The following is a 16,823-nucleotide window of genomic DNA, read 5'->3' as shown; positions in this document are numbered from 1 at the left end:
TTTGCAGCTACAATAACGGGGAGGGTTTATAAAAAGGCAAGCGTCCTAAGACAGATGACTACGGAACTTTACTGGAAAAATACCATGATAAGGGCCAGGATGAAGCCGATACCCGCATACATCATTCCGCGCCGGAATGCTTTGGATTTAAAGTTGAACATCCAGAAGGAAGAGATTACAAAGAAGAAAAGCACAAGCCCAAACAGGGTGTTCAGTGAGGCATATCTGTGTTTGGAGGTGGATTTGTGCAGTTCATTGAACTTCTCCAGCACAAATGGCAGCTGCATTTTGGAATATTTCGCTTCGCCTGTACTTAAATTATAGGTGCCGTCCTTAAATTTCCTGACAGCTCCCTCCTCAGATTCAAATTCAACATTACGTACCTTAATTTCTTTTGCAAGTTCCTTCTCTGTTAGATTTGGCTTCAGAACGACCTCGTATTTATTCTCCTTTTTCAGGAAATTGGTGTCGCGGTAAATGAGCAGTACGCCGCTGATGGCATACACCGCCATGATGCCGGCTGTAAAATAACCCAGGTAGCGGTGCAGGATACGCATGGTGGACGTTAAATTGCCTGTTTTTTTCTTTTTTTCCATAGTTTGTTTTTATAGCTGAATGCAGTAGATTTCTTAAAGTTTGTAGGTAAGGGTGAGGTAGTAATTGCGCGGCGTGATGGGGTTCACCGAGTAATTCTCATGGTAATTGTATTCCACAGCATCAAACAGGTTTCCTATTTTTCCCATCAGGGAGAATTTTTTCCATTCGTATCCGAAACTTAGTGATGCGGTGGCATAGTCGCCCACCTCAAGCATACGGGAGACGCCGTTACGGCTGTCCAGCAGTTCTTTGGTATCGTTCCAGCCCGCGATACGGTCTCCCACAAAGTAAACGCCGCCGCCGATTTTCAGGCCTTTCACATATTTGGCAAAAGTGTAAAATACTGATGCATTAGCCGTTGTGGCAGGTGTGCGGACCAACCGCTGATTTTCTACATAACCGAAGGTCTCCGGTGTATCCAGATATACAGAATGGTTATAGGATGCCCCGGCAATGATGGACAGGTTTGGAAGCGGGTTGCCGGTAATATCAAGTTCTACACCACGGCTGCGCATCTTACCTGCAAAATCCTTAACTGTGGTATCCGAATTAGGATTTCCCTCTGCTGTGAATTCAGCTGTTTGGTAGAAGTTACGGTTATCTATCTGATAAACCGTCAGGTTGAGTGCTACAGCATTATTCCAGAAATTCTTTTTCATGCCCACCTCAAACTGATCTATAATCGATGGTTTCAGCACATTATCGTAAATATCGCGGCCGGTATTGGCTACAAAAGAATTGGTGTAAGTTGCAAAGGCAGAAAGATTGTCATTCGGCATATAAACGATACCTGCTTTTGGCGAAAATGCACGGTCTACCGTTTTGCCGCCCGGGCTGTCCGTATTGTCCAGATAATCGCTTTTGGTACTCTCACTTTCAATATAAGACCATCTTAAGCCGGCAAGTACCTTGAACTGCTCGTTAAGGCTGATGAAGTCCTGAGCGTAAATCCCGAAACGCTGTGTAGGTATGCGTGTTCTGTCCTTATTTTCAGACATTGGCATGGCGCCTCCGGCCCACGTGGAAGGATCATCCATATACAGCAAGCCGGTTCCTCCATTACTGCCATAAGTGTAAGACGTTCCGAAGTTTTTGCCGGTTTCCGGATTCCGGAAGGTGTAAGCGTCGGCTACGCCGTAATCTCCGTCGGTCCCGATCAGGATTTTATGGTTCAGCTTGCCTGTATTCAGTTCCCCGTTCAGGTTTAGCTGAAGTGAAGTGTAATTTTGCTCGTTGTAAGTCTTGTTCAGAGGTCTGTTCCATTTCAGGCGGTTTGCATTGTCGTAAGACCAGGTAACACGTTCAGTGGAAAAGAAATCCTTGGTGTAGTTTTGAAAAGAAGCCACCGTATTCAATGTCCATAAATCATTGAACTGATGATTGAAGGTGAGTCCTGCAGTAACCTGCTCTACATTCTGGTACTGCCAGTCGGTGCCAACAAACGCATTTCTTGGCAGGAAGGTGTTTAGTGCGTAAGATTTGTCTTTATTTTCAATGGCGCCAATGCCGAAATCGGGCGTTAGGTCATGTTTCAGGTAATCGGCTTCTATTATAAGCTGAGATTTTTCGCCAATGTTAAACAGTACAGACGGATTGAAATAATACTTCTGGGACTCTACCACATCGCGGAAACTTTCGGCAGTTTCGTAGGTGCCGTTCACGCGGAAAGCAACATTTTTACTCAGTGGGCCGTAAAAATCAACTGTAGGTTTATAAGAGTTCCAACTGCCGGCGTTCATGCCGATGCTGCCACCAAAACTGAAACGTGGTTTTTTGGTGATCAGATTAACCACTCCGCCAGCGGCTACATTTCCGTAAAGCATCGCGTTTCCACCCTTCAGTACTTCCACACGCTCCAGACCTGTAACTTCAGGGAAAACACCACTGTTTACACGGGCGCCATTCTTAAAAATATTATCGTTTCCGAAGTTGAATCCGCGTCCACCAAAACTGTCCTGGGAATTTCCGCGTGCTGAGGTAATATAAAGACCGTTTACGTTCTGAAGTACTTCACTTAACTGCTTCGCCTGCTGTTGCTCTATGATTTCGTGGGTTACGATGGCTATGGGTTGCGGATTCTCCATGACTGTCAGATTGGATTTTGTAGTGAGTGTTCGCGCATTATTCGGGTTTCCTGTCTTATGCAGATTGATGTCCTCAATTTGCTGCACCCGAAGGGTGTCGGAATCCTCTACAAATTTCATTTGAGCATATGCGGGAAGAGTAAGGGCCAAAAGGCCAACAGAAACAAGTCTTCTTTTCATTTCCTAGTCTTTATTTAGAATGAATTAAAATAACGACCGCAAATGTAATAAAGCCTGCTCTTTTCTGCAAGCTTATTTTTAATTATTCTAAATAGTTTTAATGGAAATGTGTTAACTTCCTGAAAGCATTGCTGGTAGCGCGGAAATGAGATTTGTCATGTAACACTGTATGCGCGACAATCCGTCACATCTTCATACCCAAAATACAGGAAGTTCTTTGGGCAGATCTCCGCTTGAAGGATAAGAAGTACTTAAATTTCCTGGAGTTCCAGCCAGCGCAGTTCCATTTCTTCCAGTTTGGAAGTAAGCGATTCCAGTTCGGCGGACAAATTGGAGATCACTCCATACTCGGTTTCTGTAGTAAGTTGCTGCATAATAGCTGCACGCTTTTCTTCAATAACAGGTAGTTCCCTGTCAATCATCTCAAGTTCGCGCTGCTCTTTGTAGGAGAGTTTGCGCTGTGCCGAAGGAGATTTGGGAACGGCTTGTGCAATTTCTGCCACTTTGGGTGCCTGCATTGAGGGTTGCTCAGCCAGTTTTTTGCTTTCCTGGCTTTTCATCTCGCGGTATTCCGAGAAATTACCCACAAAGTTCCTGATTTTGCCCTCGCCTTCAAATGCCAATACGTGATCTACAACGCGGTCTATAAAATAACGGTCATGCGATACGATAATCAAACTGCCCTGAAACTGCTGAAGGAAATTCTCCAAAACGGTAAGTGTTGGAAGGTCCAGGTCGTTGGTTGGTTCATCAAAAATAAGGAAGTTAGGATTTTGATAAAGTACGTACATCAGGTGAAGTCTTCTTTTTTCGCCACCGGAAAGTTTTGAAATAGGGCTGTACTGGGTTTGGTCATCAAAAAGAAACAGACGCAGAAACTGTGACGCCGAAATCGTACGGCCGTTGGCCAACGGGAAATTCTCAGAAATATCCTTTATGAAATCAATTACGCGTTCTTCTTCCTTATATTTAAGACCTTTCTGCGAAAAATAGCCAAATTTTATGGTTTCGCCCGTTTCTATGGAGCCACTGTCATAAGGTTCCAGACCCTGGATGATATTAAGCAGGGTGGATTTGCCTGCACCGTTTTTGCCCACGATTCCTACTTTTTCGCCACGCTGGAACTGGTAGGAGAAATCCTTCAGGAGGACTTTTTTGCCGTAACTTTTACTTATATTGTGTAGCTCCAGGATTTTATTGCCCAGCCTTTTCATTTCGAAATCGAGTTCCAGTTTTTCCTTGCGGGTGTCCGTTTTGGCCACTTTCTCGGTTTCGTAGAAATCGTCGATCCGCGATTTGGATTTCGTGGTGCGGGCTTTGGGTTGGCGGCGCATCCATTCCAGTTCCTTGCGGTACAGGTTGTTCGCCTTGTCTATTGTAGCATTCAGGTTGTCTTCGCGAATCATTTTGTTCTCCAGGTAAGTCGCATAGCTTCCATTGTGAACATAGAGGTTCTGGTCTTCCATCTCCCAAATCAGATCGCAAACCGCATCCAGGAAGTAGCGGTCGTGAGTAACAAGCAGGAGCGTGATCTTAGCCTTGGAAAGATAATTTTCCAGCCATTCCACCATTTCCACATCCAGGTGATTGGTAGGTTCATCCATGATGAGGAGGATATGGCGGTGTTCAGCGCGCGTTTCAGTAAGAAGTTTTGCCAGGGCCACACGTTTGATCTGCCCACCGGAAAGCGTGCCCATTTTGGCTTCAAGATCGGTGATCTTTAGCTGCGAAAGGATTTGCTTCATCTCGTTTTCCAGGTCCCAGGCTTTATGGATTTCCATTTCGGCCAGAGCCTTTTCCATATCGTCGGGATTCTCGGTGTGCAATGCGTGGTGGTAATTCTTTACTGCTACAATAGGTGCTGAATCCAGTGTCATCATAAATTCCTCTACGGTAAGATCTGAATCAAATTCAATTTCCTGATCAAAAAGTACCACCTGGATGTCTTTGTTGATGACAACATTACCCGAATCTGCGATCTCTTTTCCCATTAGGATTTTAAGAAGCGTAGATTTCCCACTGCCGTTCTTGGCCACAATGGCAATTTTGTCCCCCTCATTCACATTGAATGAAATGTTTTTAAAAAGGACCTTCATGCCAAATGATTTGGTGAGATTTTCAGCGCTGACGTAGTTCATGGAAACGGGATTTTGTACGCGGTGTAAGGCGTGAGATTAAACCAGCAAAAATACGATAAATGATCTTAATCCAGCGTGAGCCTTTTCAGTGACCACAAACTTCCGTTATAAACGTCTACATCCACCTTGGTGTTGATGCCGTAAACAATGCCGTTTTCGGTGAACTGCCAGAAATCCCAGCGTCCGGTAGGAGTTGGCTGAGGAACATCGTTGTAATTAGCCAGCCAAAGCGGATATTCTTCAAACTCACCGTCCAGGAAATCTTTGTAGTAATGATAATAGGTGTAGATAATGGGTTTCTGGCCGTAGGCTTCTTCTACGATCCTGCACCAGATTTTTAAGTCTTCAAGCAGTTTGGCGTTGGTTTTCCGCTTCGGAATACGTTCGATATCCAGCACCGGCGGCAGGTCACCGGACTCCAGCTTTACATTTTCCAGGAAATTATTGGCCTGACGTACAGGATCTTCATCGGCACGGTAAAAGTGATAGGCACCCCTTATCAGATTGTGTTTTTTAGCCAGTTTCCAGTATTCATCAAAATGCTTATCAGTGTTTCGGTTACCCATGGTAGCACGAAGCACGGCAAACCGGATGGGGATGGAACGGTTGCCGACGCTGAGGCTGTCCCACGTAATATCTTCGGGCCTTTGGTAATGGGAGATGTCTATTCCAAAAGTTTTATCAGCATAATCGCCAATGATCCTGTTAATCCGCTGCTCCTCAAATTCAGAATTGGTGAGTTTCTTATGCTTAAAAGGTCGGAAATGCATGGCGTAATAAAAAGAGATTTTTTCCTTAAGATAATAACCGGTGCCCATAAGGCTTAAAGCAAGTACAATCAGCAAAACCGTTCTGCGAACTATGATTTTGCGCCGCCGGCTTTCGTGGATTCTTTTACGGACCTTCCCTCTGGTTTTCTTATTTGGCATTATACTGCAAAAGTAACTTTAAGAAGTATAAATAACGAATTTTACAGCTTTTGATTTCGGTATGGTATAATGTTCGTTCCCAACTAATCATCGCAACCCTGCCGGATTCAATTCACAGTAGTGAGGCGGACCTGCAGGGTATCAATTATTAATTAGGTAAATTTGTACTATGGAAACACGGGAGAAAATTGTAATCGTAGGCGGAGGTTTCGCAGGGCTTCAGCTCGCCAGGTCGCTCAATAACAAGAACAAGAAGGTGTTTATGATAGATAAAGTAAACCATCATATGTTTCAGCCGCTGTTCTATCAGGTAGCCTGCGGCAGGATTGAGCCCAGCAATATTTCATTCCCTTTCCGCAAGATTTTTCAGCGCTCCAGGAACATCCAGTACCGCATGACGGAAGTACAGCGCATTGTACCCGAGCAGAACAAGATTATTACAGAAGATTCCGAATTTACCTATGACAAACTGGTAATTGCGACAGGCTGCAAGACCAATTTCTTTGGAAATGCCGAGATGGAGAAGCTGGCCTTTGGCATGAAGAATACCCAGGAGGCCATAGCCATAAGGAACCATGTGCTGCTTACATTTGAGAAACTTATCATAGAAAGAAAACGCAGTGACGACGGCAACTGGAACATCGTAATCGTAGGCAGCGGACCCACTGGTGTGGAGTTGGCCGGAGCCTTTTCCGAAATGAAACGTGAAATTCTGCCACGTGACTATCCGCACATGAACTTTGAGAATCTGAACATTATTCTGGTAAGTTCTACGGAGACGCCCCTTTCCAATATGAGTGCGGAATCGCAGAAAATGTCCGAGAAATATCTGAATGAACTGGGCGTTATTTTCATGAAGGGCGAAATTGTGACCGCTTATGACGGCGACCGTGTGCTGCTGGCCAACGGTAAAGAAATACCCGCTAACAACGTAATCTGGGCAGCCGGTGTTACGGGCAATATTATAGACGGATTAAGCGAGAACCAGATTTTGCGCAACCGATATATTGTAGACCGCTACAATAGGGTGAAGGGAACAGAAAATATTTTTGCGATTGGCGACATTGCACATATGGAAACTCCAAAATATCCGCAGGGCCATCCCCAGGTTGCCAATGTAGCCATAAATCAGGGTAAAAACCTTGCGCGGAATTTAGTCAGGAAAAATGAAGCTGATTGGGTGGAGTATGAATATGTGGATCAGGGCAGTATGGCCACCATCGGGAAGCACAGGGCCGTGGTGGATTTACCCGGTTTTAAGTTTCAGGGTTTCCTGGCCTGGTACTTCTGGATGTTCCTGCACCTTATGCTCATCCTTTCGGTGCGCAATAAACTGGCAATTTTCTTTAACTGGATGTGGAGTTATGTGAATAAAGATTCATCTTTGCGCCTGATAATCGTCCCAAACAAAAAAAACAAGACTGAACAATGAGAATTGACATAATAAGTGTGCTGCCGGAACTTATGGAAAGTCCCTTCCAGACTTCCATTCTGAAAAGAGCCATGCAGAAAGGCCTAGCCGAGGTACACTTCCATCAGCTGCGGAACTGGAGTGTGGGGAAGCACCGGAAAGTGGATGATGAACCCTATGGCGGTGGTGCCGGAATGGTAATGCTGGTGGAGCCTCTGGATCTCTGCATTTCTGAACTGAAATCCCAGCGTGACTATGATGAGGTGATTTACCTGACTCCTGATGGCGAAACCCTAAATCAAAAAATGGCCAATTCACTTTCCATAAAGAAACACCTTATCTTTCTGTGCGGACATTATAAAGGGATCGATCAGCGCGTGCGGGACCTGCATATTACAAAAGAAATCTCAATCGGTGATTATGTGCTTACCGGCGGCGAACTGGCTGCCTGTGTACTTGCAGATTCTGTAATCCGCCTGCTGCCGGGTGTGCTGAATGATGAACAGAGTGCGCTTACCGATACCTTCCAGGATAATTTGCTGTCGCCACCTATTTATACGAGACCTGAAGAATATAAAGGTTTAAAAGTGCCCGAAATTCTGCTGAGCGGTCACTTCGCCAAAATTGAGGAGTGGCGTCACGACGAAGCGGTCCGGATTACCCAGGAACGCCGCCCTGATCTGCTGAAAGATTAACCCGAATGATAATTTGTATATGAAGGCTCTATTACATAATGATCAGTTTCTAACTAAGAAACTTGTTTGCCTGCTGGCACTTCTTTTTTTCAGTCTGAGTTATGCGCAGAAACCGGTGAAGGATATCAAATCCGAATTTACAGCCGATGTCCTCAGCCAAAAGCTCATTGGCGCGGACGGTAAGAAGCAAACCGTAGCGCAGGTGCTGAAACCTTATGAAGGGAAGGTGGTACTGATCGATTTCTGGGCCAGCTGGTGCCGGGACTGCATACTTGCCTTGCCCAAAACCAATGCGCTTAAATCAGAAAATCCCGATTTGGTTGTCATTTATTTTTCACTGGACCGTACACATGACCAATGGAAGCGCGGTCTGGATAAATACGGAATCGCCGGCGGGATCAATTACTGGTTTGATGAGGGTTGGAAAAACAAGTTCAACGATTATATTGAGCTGAACTGGGTGCCGCGTTTTATTTTGGTTGATCAAAGCGGTAAAATTGCTGATTATTACGCAATCACCCCTGACGATCCTGAACTTTTGGCCACAGTTAAAAAGCTTACCCAAAGGTAAATTTTATTCCTACTGCTTTTTAAACGGGGCACTTAAAAAATCATTCAGAGGTTTAACCTGTTTGAACATATCTGCCAATTTTTTAACTGCGTCCTTTTCCAATATTTCCCTGTCTGTTAAGTTGTAAACTGCGATGTAGCTTTTTAGTTTCAGTACTTCAGCCATGGGGTCATCTTTGTCAAATCCCGCCGGAACCCGTATGAGCTTATCCTCCTCAGAGAGTCCGGTAAAGTATTTGCGGAATTCGCTGCCGTTGATGATGGCCAAAAATTCATCAGCGTTCACGGAAATTTCCCTGCGAATTTCTTTCAGGATACTGCTGTCAGGCTGATAGACACCTCCCGCCAGAAAGGACTTACCCGGTTCGATGTGAAGATAGTAGCCCGCAATCTCTGAACCTTTGCCCATGCCCAGTCCGGCACCGAAATTGGTTTTATACGGCGTTTTGTCTTTGGAAAAGCGCGTGTCGCGGTAAATTCGGAAAATGGACTTCTTAGCGTCAATTTTTAGGACAGCTTCATCAAAGTCCGAAATTTCCTGAATAAGGGCATCAACAAAATTTACCATATTTTCCTGCACAACCAGATACCGTGACTTATTGCAAGTAAACCATTCGCGGTTGTTGTTTTTGTTAAGGTCTGTAAGGAAGGTTAATGTCTCCTTAGATAATGCATCAGCCATAAAAATATTTTACATAAAAGTATACAAAAAGAATTTACCGCTAAACTTAGTATGCTTTACATCTTTAACACTTATTTAATAAAAGCAGTTATTTTTTATCAAAAATAAAATAAGTATCTTTGCGGCAGAATTATAGACGATCTTTTACATGAATTTATTTACGGAGACCAACTTAAGTCCTGAAATTTTGAAGGCAGTTGGCGAACTGGGCTTTGTAAGCCCAACAGAAATCCAAAAACAGACTATTCCTTTTATCTCTACAGATATACGCGATCTCATCGCACTTGCGCAAACAGGAACAGGCAAAACAGCAGCATTTTCGCTTCCGATTTTGGATATGATTGACGACGGGAGTCGCAAAATCCAATTTTTGGTGCTTTGTCCTACCAGAGAACTTTGTTTGCAGATTACCAAAGACATTAAAAATTATTCGAAATACATGAGAGACATCAAGACCACTGCGGTTTATGGTGGATCGAGTATTTCCGACCAAATCCGCTCCCTGCGTGATAAACCACAGATTATTGTGGGTACACCGGGGCGTGTGATCGACCTTATCAACAGAAAAGCACTTGATTTTTCAGAGATACAGTGGCTTGTTCTGGACGAAGCTGATGAAATGCTTTCCATGGGTTTCAAAGATGACCTGGAAACGATACTGAGAGAGACCCCTGAAACCAAACATACCTACCTTTTCTCGGCAACGATGAACAAGGAGGTGGAGAGGATCTCTAAAAACTACCTTACAGAACCTCACCGCATTTCTGTGGGTTCAATAAATGAGGTGAAGAAAAACATTCAGCATGAATATTATGTGGTAGGTTACCGTCATAAGAAAGAAGCGCTGAAAAGACTTATTGACGCCAACCCAAATCAATATTCCATCATTTTCTGCCGTACCCGTATGGAAACTCAGGAGGTTGCAGATTTCCTGATGCAGAACGGTTATGCCGCAGATGCACTTCATGGCGACCTTAGCCAGGCACAGAGGGATACGGTGATGAAGAAATTCAGACTGAAAAATATTGACATTTTGGTAGCTACCGATGTGGCTGCCCGTGGTCTTGATGTGAATTCCCTTACCCATGTAATCCATTATTCACTGCCGGACGATCCAGAAGTATTCGTACACCGTAGCGGCCGGACAGGACGTGCCGGAAAAGACGGAATCTCCATGGCGCTTATCAAGCCTGAGGAGTCCAGAAAACTGAAGCAGATAAAGATGTCCACCAAAATTGACATCATTGAAAAGAAAATTCCTACAGGTGACGCAATCATTAAAGCACAGGTAGGTGGTGTTTTCGAAAAACTGTTTACCGAGCACGAGGAGTTTTTCACTTTTGATGATGCTCTGATTCCGGATCTTTCCGATTTCAGTAAAGAAGAATTGGTACACAAACTTCTGCAGCTGCAGCTAAGGGACCTGGCGATGTTCTATAAGGATAAGAACGACATGGTAGACCAGAAATTCAGCAGTGACGACCGTGGTGAAAGCCGCCGCGACCGTAACCGCCGCGACCGCGATGAGAGGGGAAGAGGTGATCGTGACCGTGGTAATGACCGCCGGGACAGTTTCCGTGACGGTGGCAGAGACGGTGGCCGTGATTTTGGCCGGGACAGGAAACCGAAAAGAAGTAACGGCGATATGGTGAGATTTTTCTTCAACCTTGGAAAAAGAGACCACCTGAAAAAAATGGATATGCTTGAAATCCTGAACAAGGCCACCGCAAAATCCAAAAAACGTCCGGACATCGGTGATATTGAAATCATGGAGAAGTTTTCCTTCTTTGAAGTTGAGAAATCCTTCAAGGATGAGGTTATAAAAGGCCTGAAAACCCAGAAGTTTAAAGGAAAGGAAATGAGAGCTGAAGAGGCCAACTAAACTTTCTTTTGCAGAGATAATTTGAAGCACGGTCAGCCGTGCTTTTTTTATGCCAAAAATTCTGTGCACCTTCTGATGTTACACATCAATTAACTTAATATTAAATTAACATTGTTAACATTTCAAGTTTAGTACCTTTGTCGCTTAAATCAAGCTATGAAAAAATCGCTGAACTTACTGGTACTCCTTCTGACTTTTACCGCAGGTTTTTCGCAGACCAATCCGCGCGAACATATTTCATCATTCAATATGATGTCGTTCTCCTATAAACATGACAAGAACTGGCTGGCGTATCTGGAACTTCAGACACGCGGCATCGAGGATTTTGTAAAGATCGACTATTATGAAGTTAAAGGTGGTTTGGGTTACAATATAGGCAAACACCAACCTTTTGTAGGAATCGGAACTTACGGAACTTACAGAAACAGCGATTTTTATCAGCGCGAAACCCGTTTGTGGCTGCAATACACCTACTCGCACAACCTGGACCGCCTGAAACTGGATCATAGGGTTCGTGCCGAAAAACGTCTCTATTATTACCCTCAAACGGATACGGAAGCCAATACAGAACGTTACCGTTACAGGCTCTCCGCCACCTTGCCGATTAACAGGGAAAAACTGGAAGCCAATACCTTCTTTGTAAATGCCTTCAACGAAGTTTTTGTGGGCCCTGAAGAACCCACCTTCAAGAGAAACAGGTTTCTGACTGGAATTGGATACGTGTACAACCACAATGTGAGTGCCAACCTGGCCTATATGTGGCAGCGCGAATTCACCGCAGACAATACCCGGAATCTCCATTTCCTTTATTTTGCACTTAACTTCACGCTGGACAGGCTTAAAGATGTGCCGCAGTCCTATCCGGTAGCGGACTGACAAATGTGAACAAAACTTAATATAAAACATAAAAACCTTGTGCCCGGTTATCCGGATATTTGCAACTCTAAATTAAACAACAGACAAAATGGGAATTGGTAACATTTTCAAGGCATTTCAGCCAAAAGACAAAGTCTTCTTCGTACTGTTCGAAAAGGTAGCAGACACTCTTGTGCAGATGTCTCAGGAATTTCACGACGGAATGCTTGATTTCGACCTGAATGACGATTCACTCCTTAAAAAGATGAGTGATTATGAACATAAAATGGACGATCTTACTCATGAGATCTTTGTACAGCTGGGCGAAAACTTTATCACGCCTTTTGACCGCGAGGACATCAACATGCTTGCAGCCGGCCTGGACGATATTGCGGATTACATTTATGCTTCATCCAAATACATCTTCCTCTACAAGACACCGGATGTAAAGGAATTCTCTGAATTTTCCCTGCTTATTCACAAATCCTGCGTCGAGATCCAAAATGCGATCCAGCATCTGAAAGGATTTACCAACCCTGCAGAAGTGAAGGAATCATGCATCAAGATCAATTCTTTTGAGAATATTGCTGATGATGTGCTGTCCCAGGGTCTGGTAAGACTTTTTGAGACGGGAGATGCCATCAACATCATCAAGACCAAACACGTTCTTGAATATCTTGAGATCGTGACCGACAAGGCCGAGGATGTGGCCAACACTATTGAGAACATTATTATCAAGTACGCGTAAGTGCAATAATTTTTTACGAAAGAATGGAATTACCAATTCTCCTCATAATAATCATTGTCCTCGCGCTGATCTTTGATTATATTAACGGATTTCACGATGCTGCAAACTCAATTGCAACCATCGTGTCTACTAAGGTTCTAACGCCGTTCCAGGCTGTACTTTGGGCTGCTGTCTGGAACTTTGCCGCCTTTTTCCTTGCCATGTATGTCATTGGCGAGTTTAAGATCGGAAACACCATCGCCAAGACTGTAAATGAAAACTTCATTAACCTGGAGGTGATTCTCGCGGGTCTGGTAGCAGCGATATTCTGGAACTTACTTACCTGGTGGTTCGGCATCCCATCATCTTCATCGCACACCCTTATCGGAGGTTTCCTGGGTGCCGCTCTTATGAATGCGCTCGTAATGGATTATCAGCATGTGGTGGCCAGTATGCCTCACCTGGGAATTTGGGATACACTCAAGCTGGCTTTCCAGCAGCTGTTTACCCAAAATGTGGTAAAATATGAAAAGGTGATTCCTATATTCCTCTTCATTTTCATGGCACCCTTCATCGGTATGTTGGTATCAATACTTATTACACTCGCCATCGTTTACTTTGCAAGAAGAAGTAACCCGCGTAAGGCCGACAAGCAGTTCAAGAGATGGCAGCTGGTTTCATCTGCACTTTTCAGCGTAGGTCACGGTCTTAATGATGCGCAGAAAGTTATGGGTATCATTGGTGCCGCGGTAATTTATTACCACGTGGTAATGATTGGTGGCACCGACGAATATGCAATGATGGACTCATCTGAGCGTTTCAAGCATTTTACTACGGATTATGTTTGGGTACCTTTTGTTTCCTTCCTTGCGATCGCTCTGGGAACCATGAGTGGTGGCTGGAAAATCGTAAAAACCATGGGTACACGTATCACCAAGGTTACCCCACTGGAAGGAGTAAGCGCAGAATCTGCCGGAGCCATTACCCTTTTCCTGACCGATCATCTGGGTATCCCGGTTTCCACCACGCACACCATTACAGGTGCCATTATTGGTGTAGGTCTTACCAAAAGAGTTTCAGCCGTTCGCTGGGGAATTACAGTAAGCCTGCTGTGGGCCTGGATCTTAACAATTCCTATTTCGGCCATGGTGGCAGGTATCACTTACCTTTTAGTGAAGATGATTTAAGAAATTAGTTTCATTATATAGACAAGCCACTCCTTTATTTGGAGTGGTTTTTTGTTTATAACCTTACCTAAAACATCTATAAAACCGTATTTTTGCATCAAAGAATAAAGTATGGAATTTTTAGATCAGTATCAGGAAATCGTTTCGGAGGCCATTACAAAATATTCCTTCAGGGATAAACCTCAGGAGCTGTATGAGCCTATGAATTATATCATTTCCAACGCCGGAAAACGACTCCGTCCCATTATGGTACTGATGGCCTGCGACCTCTTTGGCGGTGAGTTATCAAAAGCGGTAAAACCTGCACTGGCCATAGAGTATTTCCATAATTTTACACTTATTCATGACGATATTATGGATGAGGCACCGCTGCGGCGAAATGTCCCCACCATACATACTGTGTACGGCCTTAACACGGGCATCCTTTCCGGTGACGGACTATTGCTTAAGGCATATAAATTCTTTGAAGACCTGGAACCCAATCTTTATAAAGCCTGTGTACGTGTATTTACTCATACCGGACTTCTGCTTTGCGAAGGTCAGCAGTACGACATCAACTTTGAAACGCAGGACAATGTGACCTACGAGGAATATATCCGCATGATCACTTACAAAACGGGCGTCCTCAGTGCGTCGTCTTTTGAAATTGGAGCACTGATTGCAGGAGCGAAATTTAAGGATGCAAAGAATATCTTCAACTTCGGTAAGCATATCGGTATTGCATTCCAAATTATGGATGACTACCTGGATGTGTTTGGTAACCAGAAAGATTTTGGTAAGAAGCATGCCGGCGATATTTACGAGAACAAAAAAACGGTCCTCTATCTTCTCGCTAAGGAACACAGTACACCGGAAGAGCGTAAGGAACTGGAATTCTGGTATAGCAAGAAAACGGATAATGTGGATAAAGTCTATGGTGTGGAGAAAATTTTCCGCAGAACCAAGGTCGATGAGAAAACACTCCGTTTGGTTGAGAAGCATAATCAGATCGCTCACGATTATCTGATGAAGATTGACATTTCGGATGAGAAGAAAAAACCTTTTATTGAACTGGCCAACTATCTGCTCAGAAGAGAAAGCTAAACCGTCTTATCCGCGTTACATTGTTTATGAAATTCAGAACAGAGGTTAATATAAAGGATTCCACCGTTAAGATAGAGCCTGAAGACCGCATCTTTGCAATTGGTTCCTGCTTTTCCGAAGAAATTTCAGCGCTTTTGGCCACAGGTCAGCTGCAGACGCTGAGCAATCCGTTCGGCACCATCTTTAATCCATATTCAATTAAGACGGCGGTGCAAAGGCTGCACGACTCCGCCTTTTACGACCAGGAGGATCTGGTGGCTTATGACGATCAGGTAATCTCGCTGGACCATCATACCAAATTCAACTCAAGGTATGCCCATCAGACCCTGGAGCTTATTAACCATGGGATAGAGGAGGCTAACTTATTCTTGCAGAATACAAAATGGGTGATCATTACCTATGGAACTTCATTCGTCTACGAATTTCTTCCAAAAAATAAACTTGTGGCCAACTGCCACAAAATTCCCGGAAAATTCTTTAAAAAAAGACTGCTTACCAATCTGGAGCTGGCGGATGCGATGTATGAAACCGTGACCCATCTGAAAGACATCTGTCCTGAGGGTGTCCAGATCCTTTTCACCGTTTCTCCGGTACGTCACACCAGGGATGGGATGGAAGAAAATACACTCAGCAAGGCCAAACTTATTACTGCGGTACATGAAGTCACAGAGCAGTTTGATGACTGCCATTATTTACCTGCTTATGAAATACTGATGGATGACCTCCGGGACTATCGTTTTTATAAAGACGACCTAATTCACCCCAGCAACCGGGCGGTCCAATATATCTGGGAAAAATTTGGAAGCGCGTATTTCAGCGACCAAACCATGGATTTTGTGGAAGAAAACTTTAGGATCAGCCGCGCACTTGCCCACAGACCGTCAGACGAAACTGACCCAAGGTACCAGGATTTCCTGGAGAATCTGAAAGGCAGGATTGCCCTGCAGCAAACCGTTGTAAAGCACACGGTTTTTTCAGACGCATTTCCTCAACAATAACAAAATGATTGATACCCATACCCATCTGTATTCTGAAGAATTTGACGAAGACCGTGCGGCAGTAATTGACCGCGCTGTCGCAAAAGGCGTGAGTCAGTTTTACCTGCCCGCAATTGACTCCGAAACCCATGATAAAATGCTGGCGCTGGAACAGGATTATCCGGACCGGATATTTTCCATGATGGGTCTGCACCCATGTTATGTAAAACCCGAAACCTGGGAGCACGAACTTAAAATTGTAGAGGAATATCTGAATAAGCGAAACTTTCCGGCCATCGGGGAGATTGGCATTGACCTTTATTGGGATAAGACAACTTTGGATATTCAGGTGAAAGCTTTTGAAACACAGATAGACTGGGCAATTGAACGCGATCTGCCCATCGTCATCCATACGCGCGAAAGCTTTGATGAGGTTTTTGAAGTCCTGGAAAGGAAAAAGCATCCGGGACTGCGCGGAATCTTTCATTGCTTTTCCGGAAATCTGGAACAGGCCCGCCATGCCGTCGAGCTCAACTTCCTGCTTGGAATCGGTGGAGTGGTCACCTTTAAAAACGGAAAGGTTGATCAGTTCCTGCATGAAATTCCCCTGGTTAATATCGTGCTGGAAACTGACTCTCCGTACCTGGCGCCGGTGCCTTTCCGCGGCAAAAGGAATGAAAGTTCCTACCTGGATCTTGTTGTAGGTAAACTGGTTGATGTTTACGGTAAAGACTATTCTGAAATTGACAGGATAACTACCGAAAATGCCCTTAGGCTCTTTGGTAAGGAGTAAACTGACTCCCGCATGTAGCAAAAAAAAGCCTCT

15 protein-coding genes are annotated in these 16,823 nt (G+C 44.3%); 10 read left to right on the top strand and 5 right to left on the bottom strand.

The genetic code is table 11. The features are described from left to right. Nucleotides 1-68: 68 nt before the first annotated feature. The 4 genes from F7R58_RS10400 to F7R58_RS10385 all read right to left on the bottom strand — a co-directional run bounded on the left by F7R58_RS10400 (nucleotide 69) and on the right by F7R58_RS10385 (nucleotide 5,928). Nucleotides 69-596 (bottom strand): hypothetical protein, encoded by a 528-nt coding sequence (locus tag F7R58_RS10400; protein ID WP_158064856.1) that lies wholly within the window; start codon nucleotides 594-596, stop codon nucleotides 69-71. 33 nt (nucleotides 597-629) lie between these two features. After that, nucleotides 630-2,861, bottom strand: a complete 2,232-nt coding sequence (locus tag F7R58_RS10395) for a TonB-dependent siderophore receptor (RefSeq protein ID WP_158064855.1) — start codon at nucleotides 2,859-2,861, stop codon at nucleotides 630-632. Between the two features lie 251 nt (nucleotides 2,862-3,112). After that, on the bottom strand, nucleotides 3,113-4,999 hold the full coding sequence (locus tag F7R58_RS10390) for an ABC-F family ATP-binding cassette domain-containing protein (RefSeq protein ID WP_158064854.1): 1,887 nt from the start codon (nucleotides 4,997-4,999) through the stop codon (nucleotides 3,113-3,115). A gap of 65 nt (nucleotides 5,000-5,064) precedes the next feature. After that, nucleotides 5,065-5,928: a glycoside hydrolase family 25 protein gene (locus tag F7R58_RS10385; protein ID WP_158064853.1), complete on the bottom strand. Its 864-nt coding sequence runs from the start codon at nucleotides 5,926-5,928 to the stop codon at nucleotides 5,065-5,067. A 169-nt stretch (nucleotides 5,929-6,097) separates the two neighbouring features. Here F7R58_RS10385 and F7R58_RS10380 point away from each other — a divergent pair, with 169 nt between their 5' ends. Genes F7R58_RS10380 through F7R58_RS10370 form a run of 3 tightly spaced genes read left to right on the top strand, consistent with a single transcriptional unit; the run spans nucleotide 6,098 to nucleotide 8,605 of the window. After that, a complete protein-coding gene (locus F7R58_RS10380; protein WP_158064852.1) occupies nucleotides 6,098-7,360 on the top strand; it encodes an NAD(P)/FAD-dependent oxidoreductase in 1,263 nt (420 codons plus the stop codon). Then, nucleotides 7,357-8,034 carry a tRNA (guanosine(37)-N1)-methyltransferase TrmD gene (gene trmD / locus F7R58_RS10375; protein ID WP_158064851.1) on the top strand — a complete coding sequence of 226 codons (678 nt, stop codon included), beginning with the start codon at nucleotides 7,357-7,359 and terminating at the stop codon, nucleotides 8,032-8,034. Before F7R58_RS10380 ends, trmD begins: the two co-directional genes overlap by 4 nt. 19 nt (nucleotides 8,035-8,053) lie before the next feature. Continuing rightward, on the top strand, nucleotides 8,054-8,605 hold the full coding sequence (locus F7R58_RS10370; RefSeq protein ID WP_158064850.1) for a TlpA family protein disulfide reductase: 552 nt from the start codon (nucleotides 8,054-8,056) through the stop codon (nucleotides 8,603-8,605). A 9-nt stretch (nucleotides 8,606-8,614) separates the two neighbouring features. On the opposite strand, the gene F7R58_RS10365 is transcribed toward F7R58_RS10370, so the two are convergent. Continuing rightward, complete coding sequence (locus F7R58_RS10365) at nucleotides 8,615-9,286, bottom strand: DUF2461 domain-containing protein (RefSeq protein ID WP_158064849.1); 672 nt, start codon at nucleotides 9,284-9,286, stop codon at nucleotides 8,615-8,617. 148 nt (nucleotides 9,287-9,434) lie between these two features. On the opposite strand from F7R58_RS10365, the gene F7R58_RS10360 reads away from it, so the two are divergent. From F7R58_RS10360 to F7R58_RS10330, 7 genes are all read left to right on the top strand, one after another. Beyond that, nucleotides 9,435-11,168, top strand: coding sequence for a DEAD/DEAH box helicase (locus F7R58_RS10360; protein WP_158064848.1), 1,734 nt, complete (start codon nucleotides 9,435-9,437; stop codon nucleotides 11,166-11,168). A 156-nt stretch (nucleotides 11,169-11,324) separates the two neighbouring features. After that, the gene (locus F7R58_RS10355; protein ID WP_158064847.1) at nucleotides 11,325-12,044 is read left to right on the top strand and encodes a DUF2490 domain-containing protein; all 720 of its coding nucleotides are present in this window, start codon (nucleotides 11,325-11,327) and stop codon (nucleotides 12,042-12,044) included. Between the two features lie 88 nt (nucleotides 12,045-12,132). Next, a complete protein-coding gene (locus F7R58_RS10350) occupies nucleotides 12,133-12,771 on the top strand; it encodes a DUF47 domain-containing protein (RefSeq protein WP_158064846.1) in 639 nt (212 codons plus the stop codon). 23 nt (nucleotides 12,772-12,794) lie between these two features. Continuing rightward, nucleotides 12,795-13,937, top strand: coding sequence for an inorganic phosphate transporter (locus tag F7R58_RS10345; RefSeq protein ID WP_158064845.1), 1,143 nt, complete (start codon nucleotides 12,795-12,797; stop codon nucleotides 13,935-13,937). Nucleotides 13,938-14,048: 111 nt separating this feature from the next. Then, nucleotides 14,049-15,020 (top strand): polyprenyl synthetase family protein, encoded by a 972-nt coding sequence (locus F7R58_RS10340; protein ID WP_158064844.1) that lies wholly within the window; start codon nucleotides 14,049-14,051, stop codon nucleotides 15,018-15,020. A 26-nt stretch (nucleotides 15,021-15,046) separates the two neighbouring features. Further along, nucleotides 15,047-16,018, top strand: coding sequence for a GSCFA domain-containing protein (locus tag F7R58_RS10335; protein WP_158064843.1), 972 nt, complete (start codon nucleotides 15,047-15,049; stop codon nucleotides 16,016-16,018). Nucleotides 16,019-16,022: 4 nt separating this feature from the next. Continuing rightward, nucleotides 16,023-16,790 (top strand): TatD family hydrolase, encoded by a 768-nt coding sequence (locus F7R58_RS10330; protein WP_158064842.1) that lies wholly within the window; start codon nucleotides 16,023-16,025, stop codon nucleotides 16,788-16,790. Nucleotides 16,791-16,823 lie beyond the last annotated feature (33 nt).

It is taken from the genome of Chryseobacterium sp., from assembly GCF_008831505.1.
In the GTDB taxonomy this organism is placed as follows: Bacteria; Bacteroidota; Bacteroidia; order Flavobacteriales; family Weeksellaceae; genus Marnyiella.
This window is presented reverse-complemented; position numbering and strand designations above follow the sequence as displayed.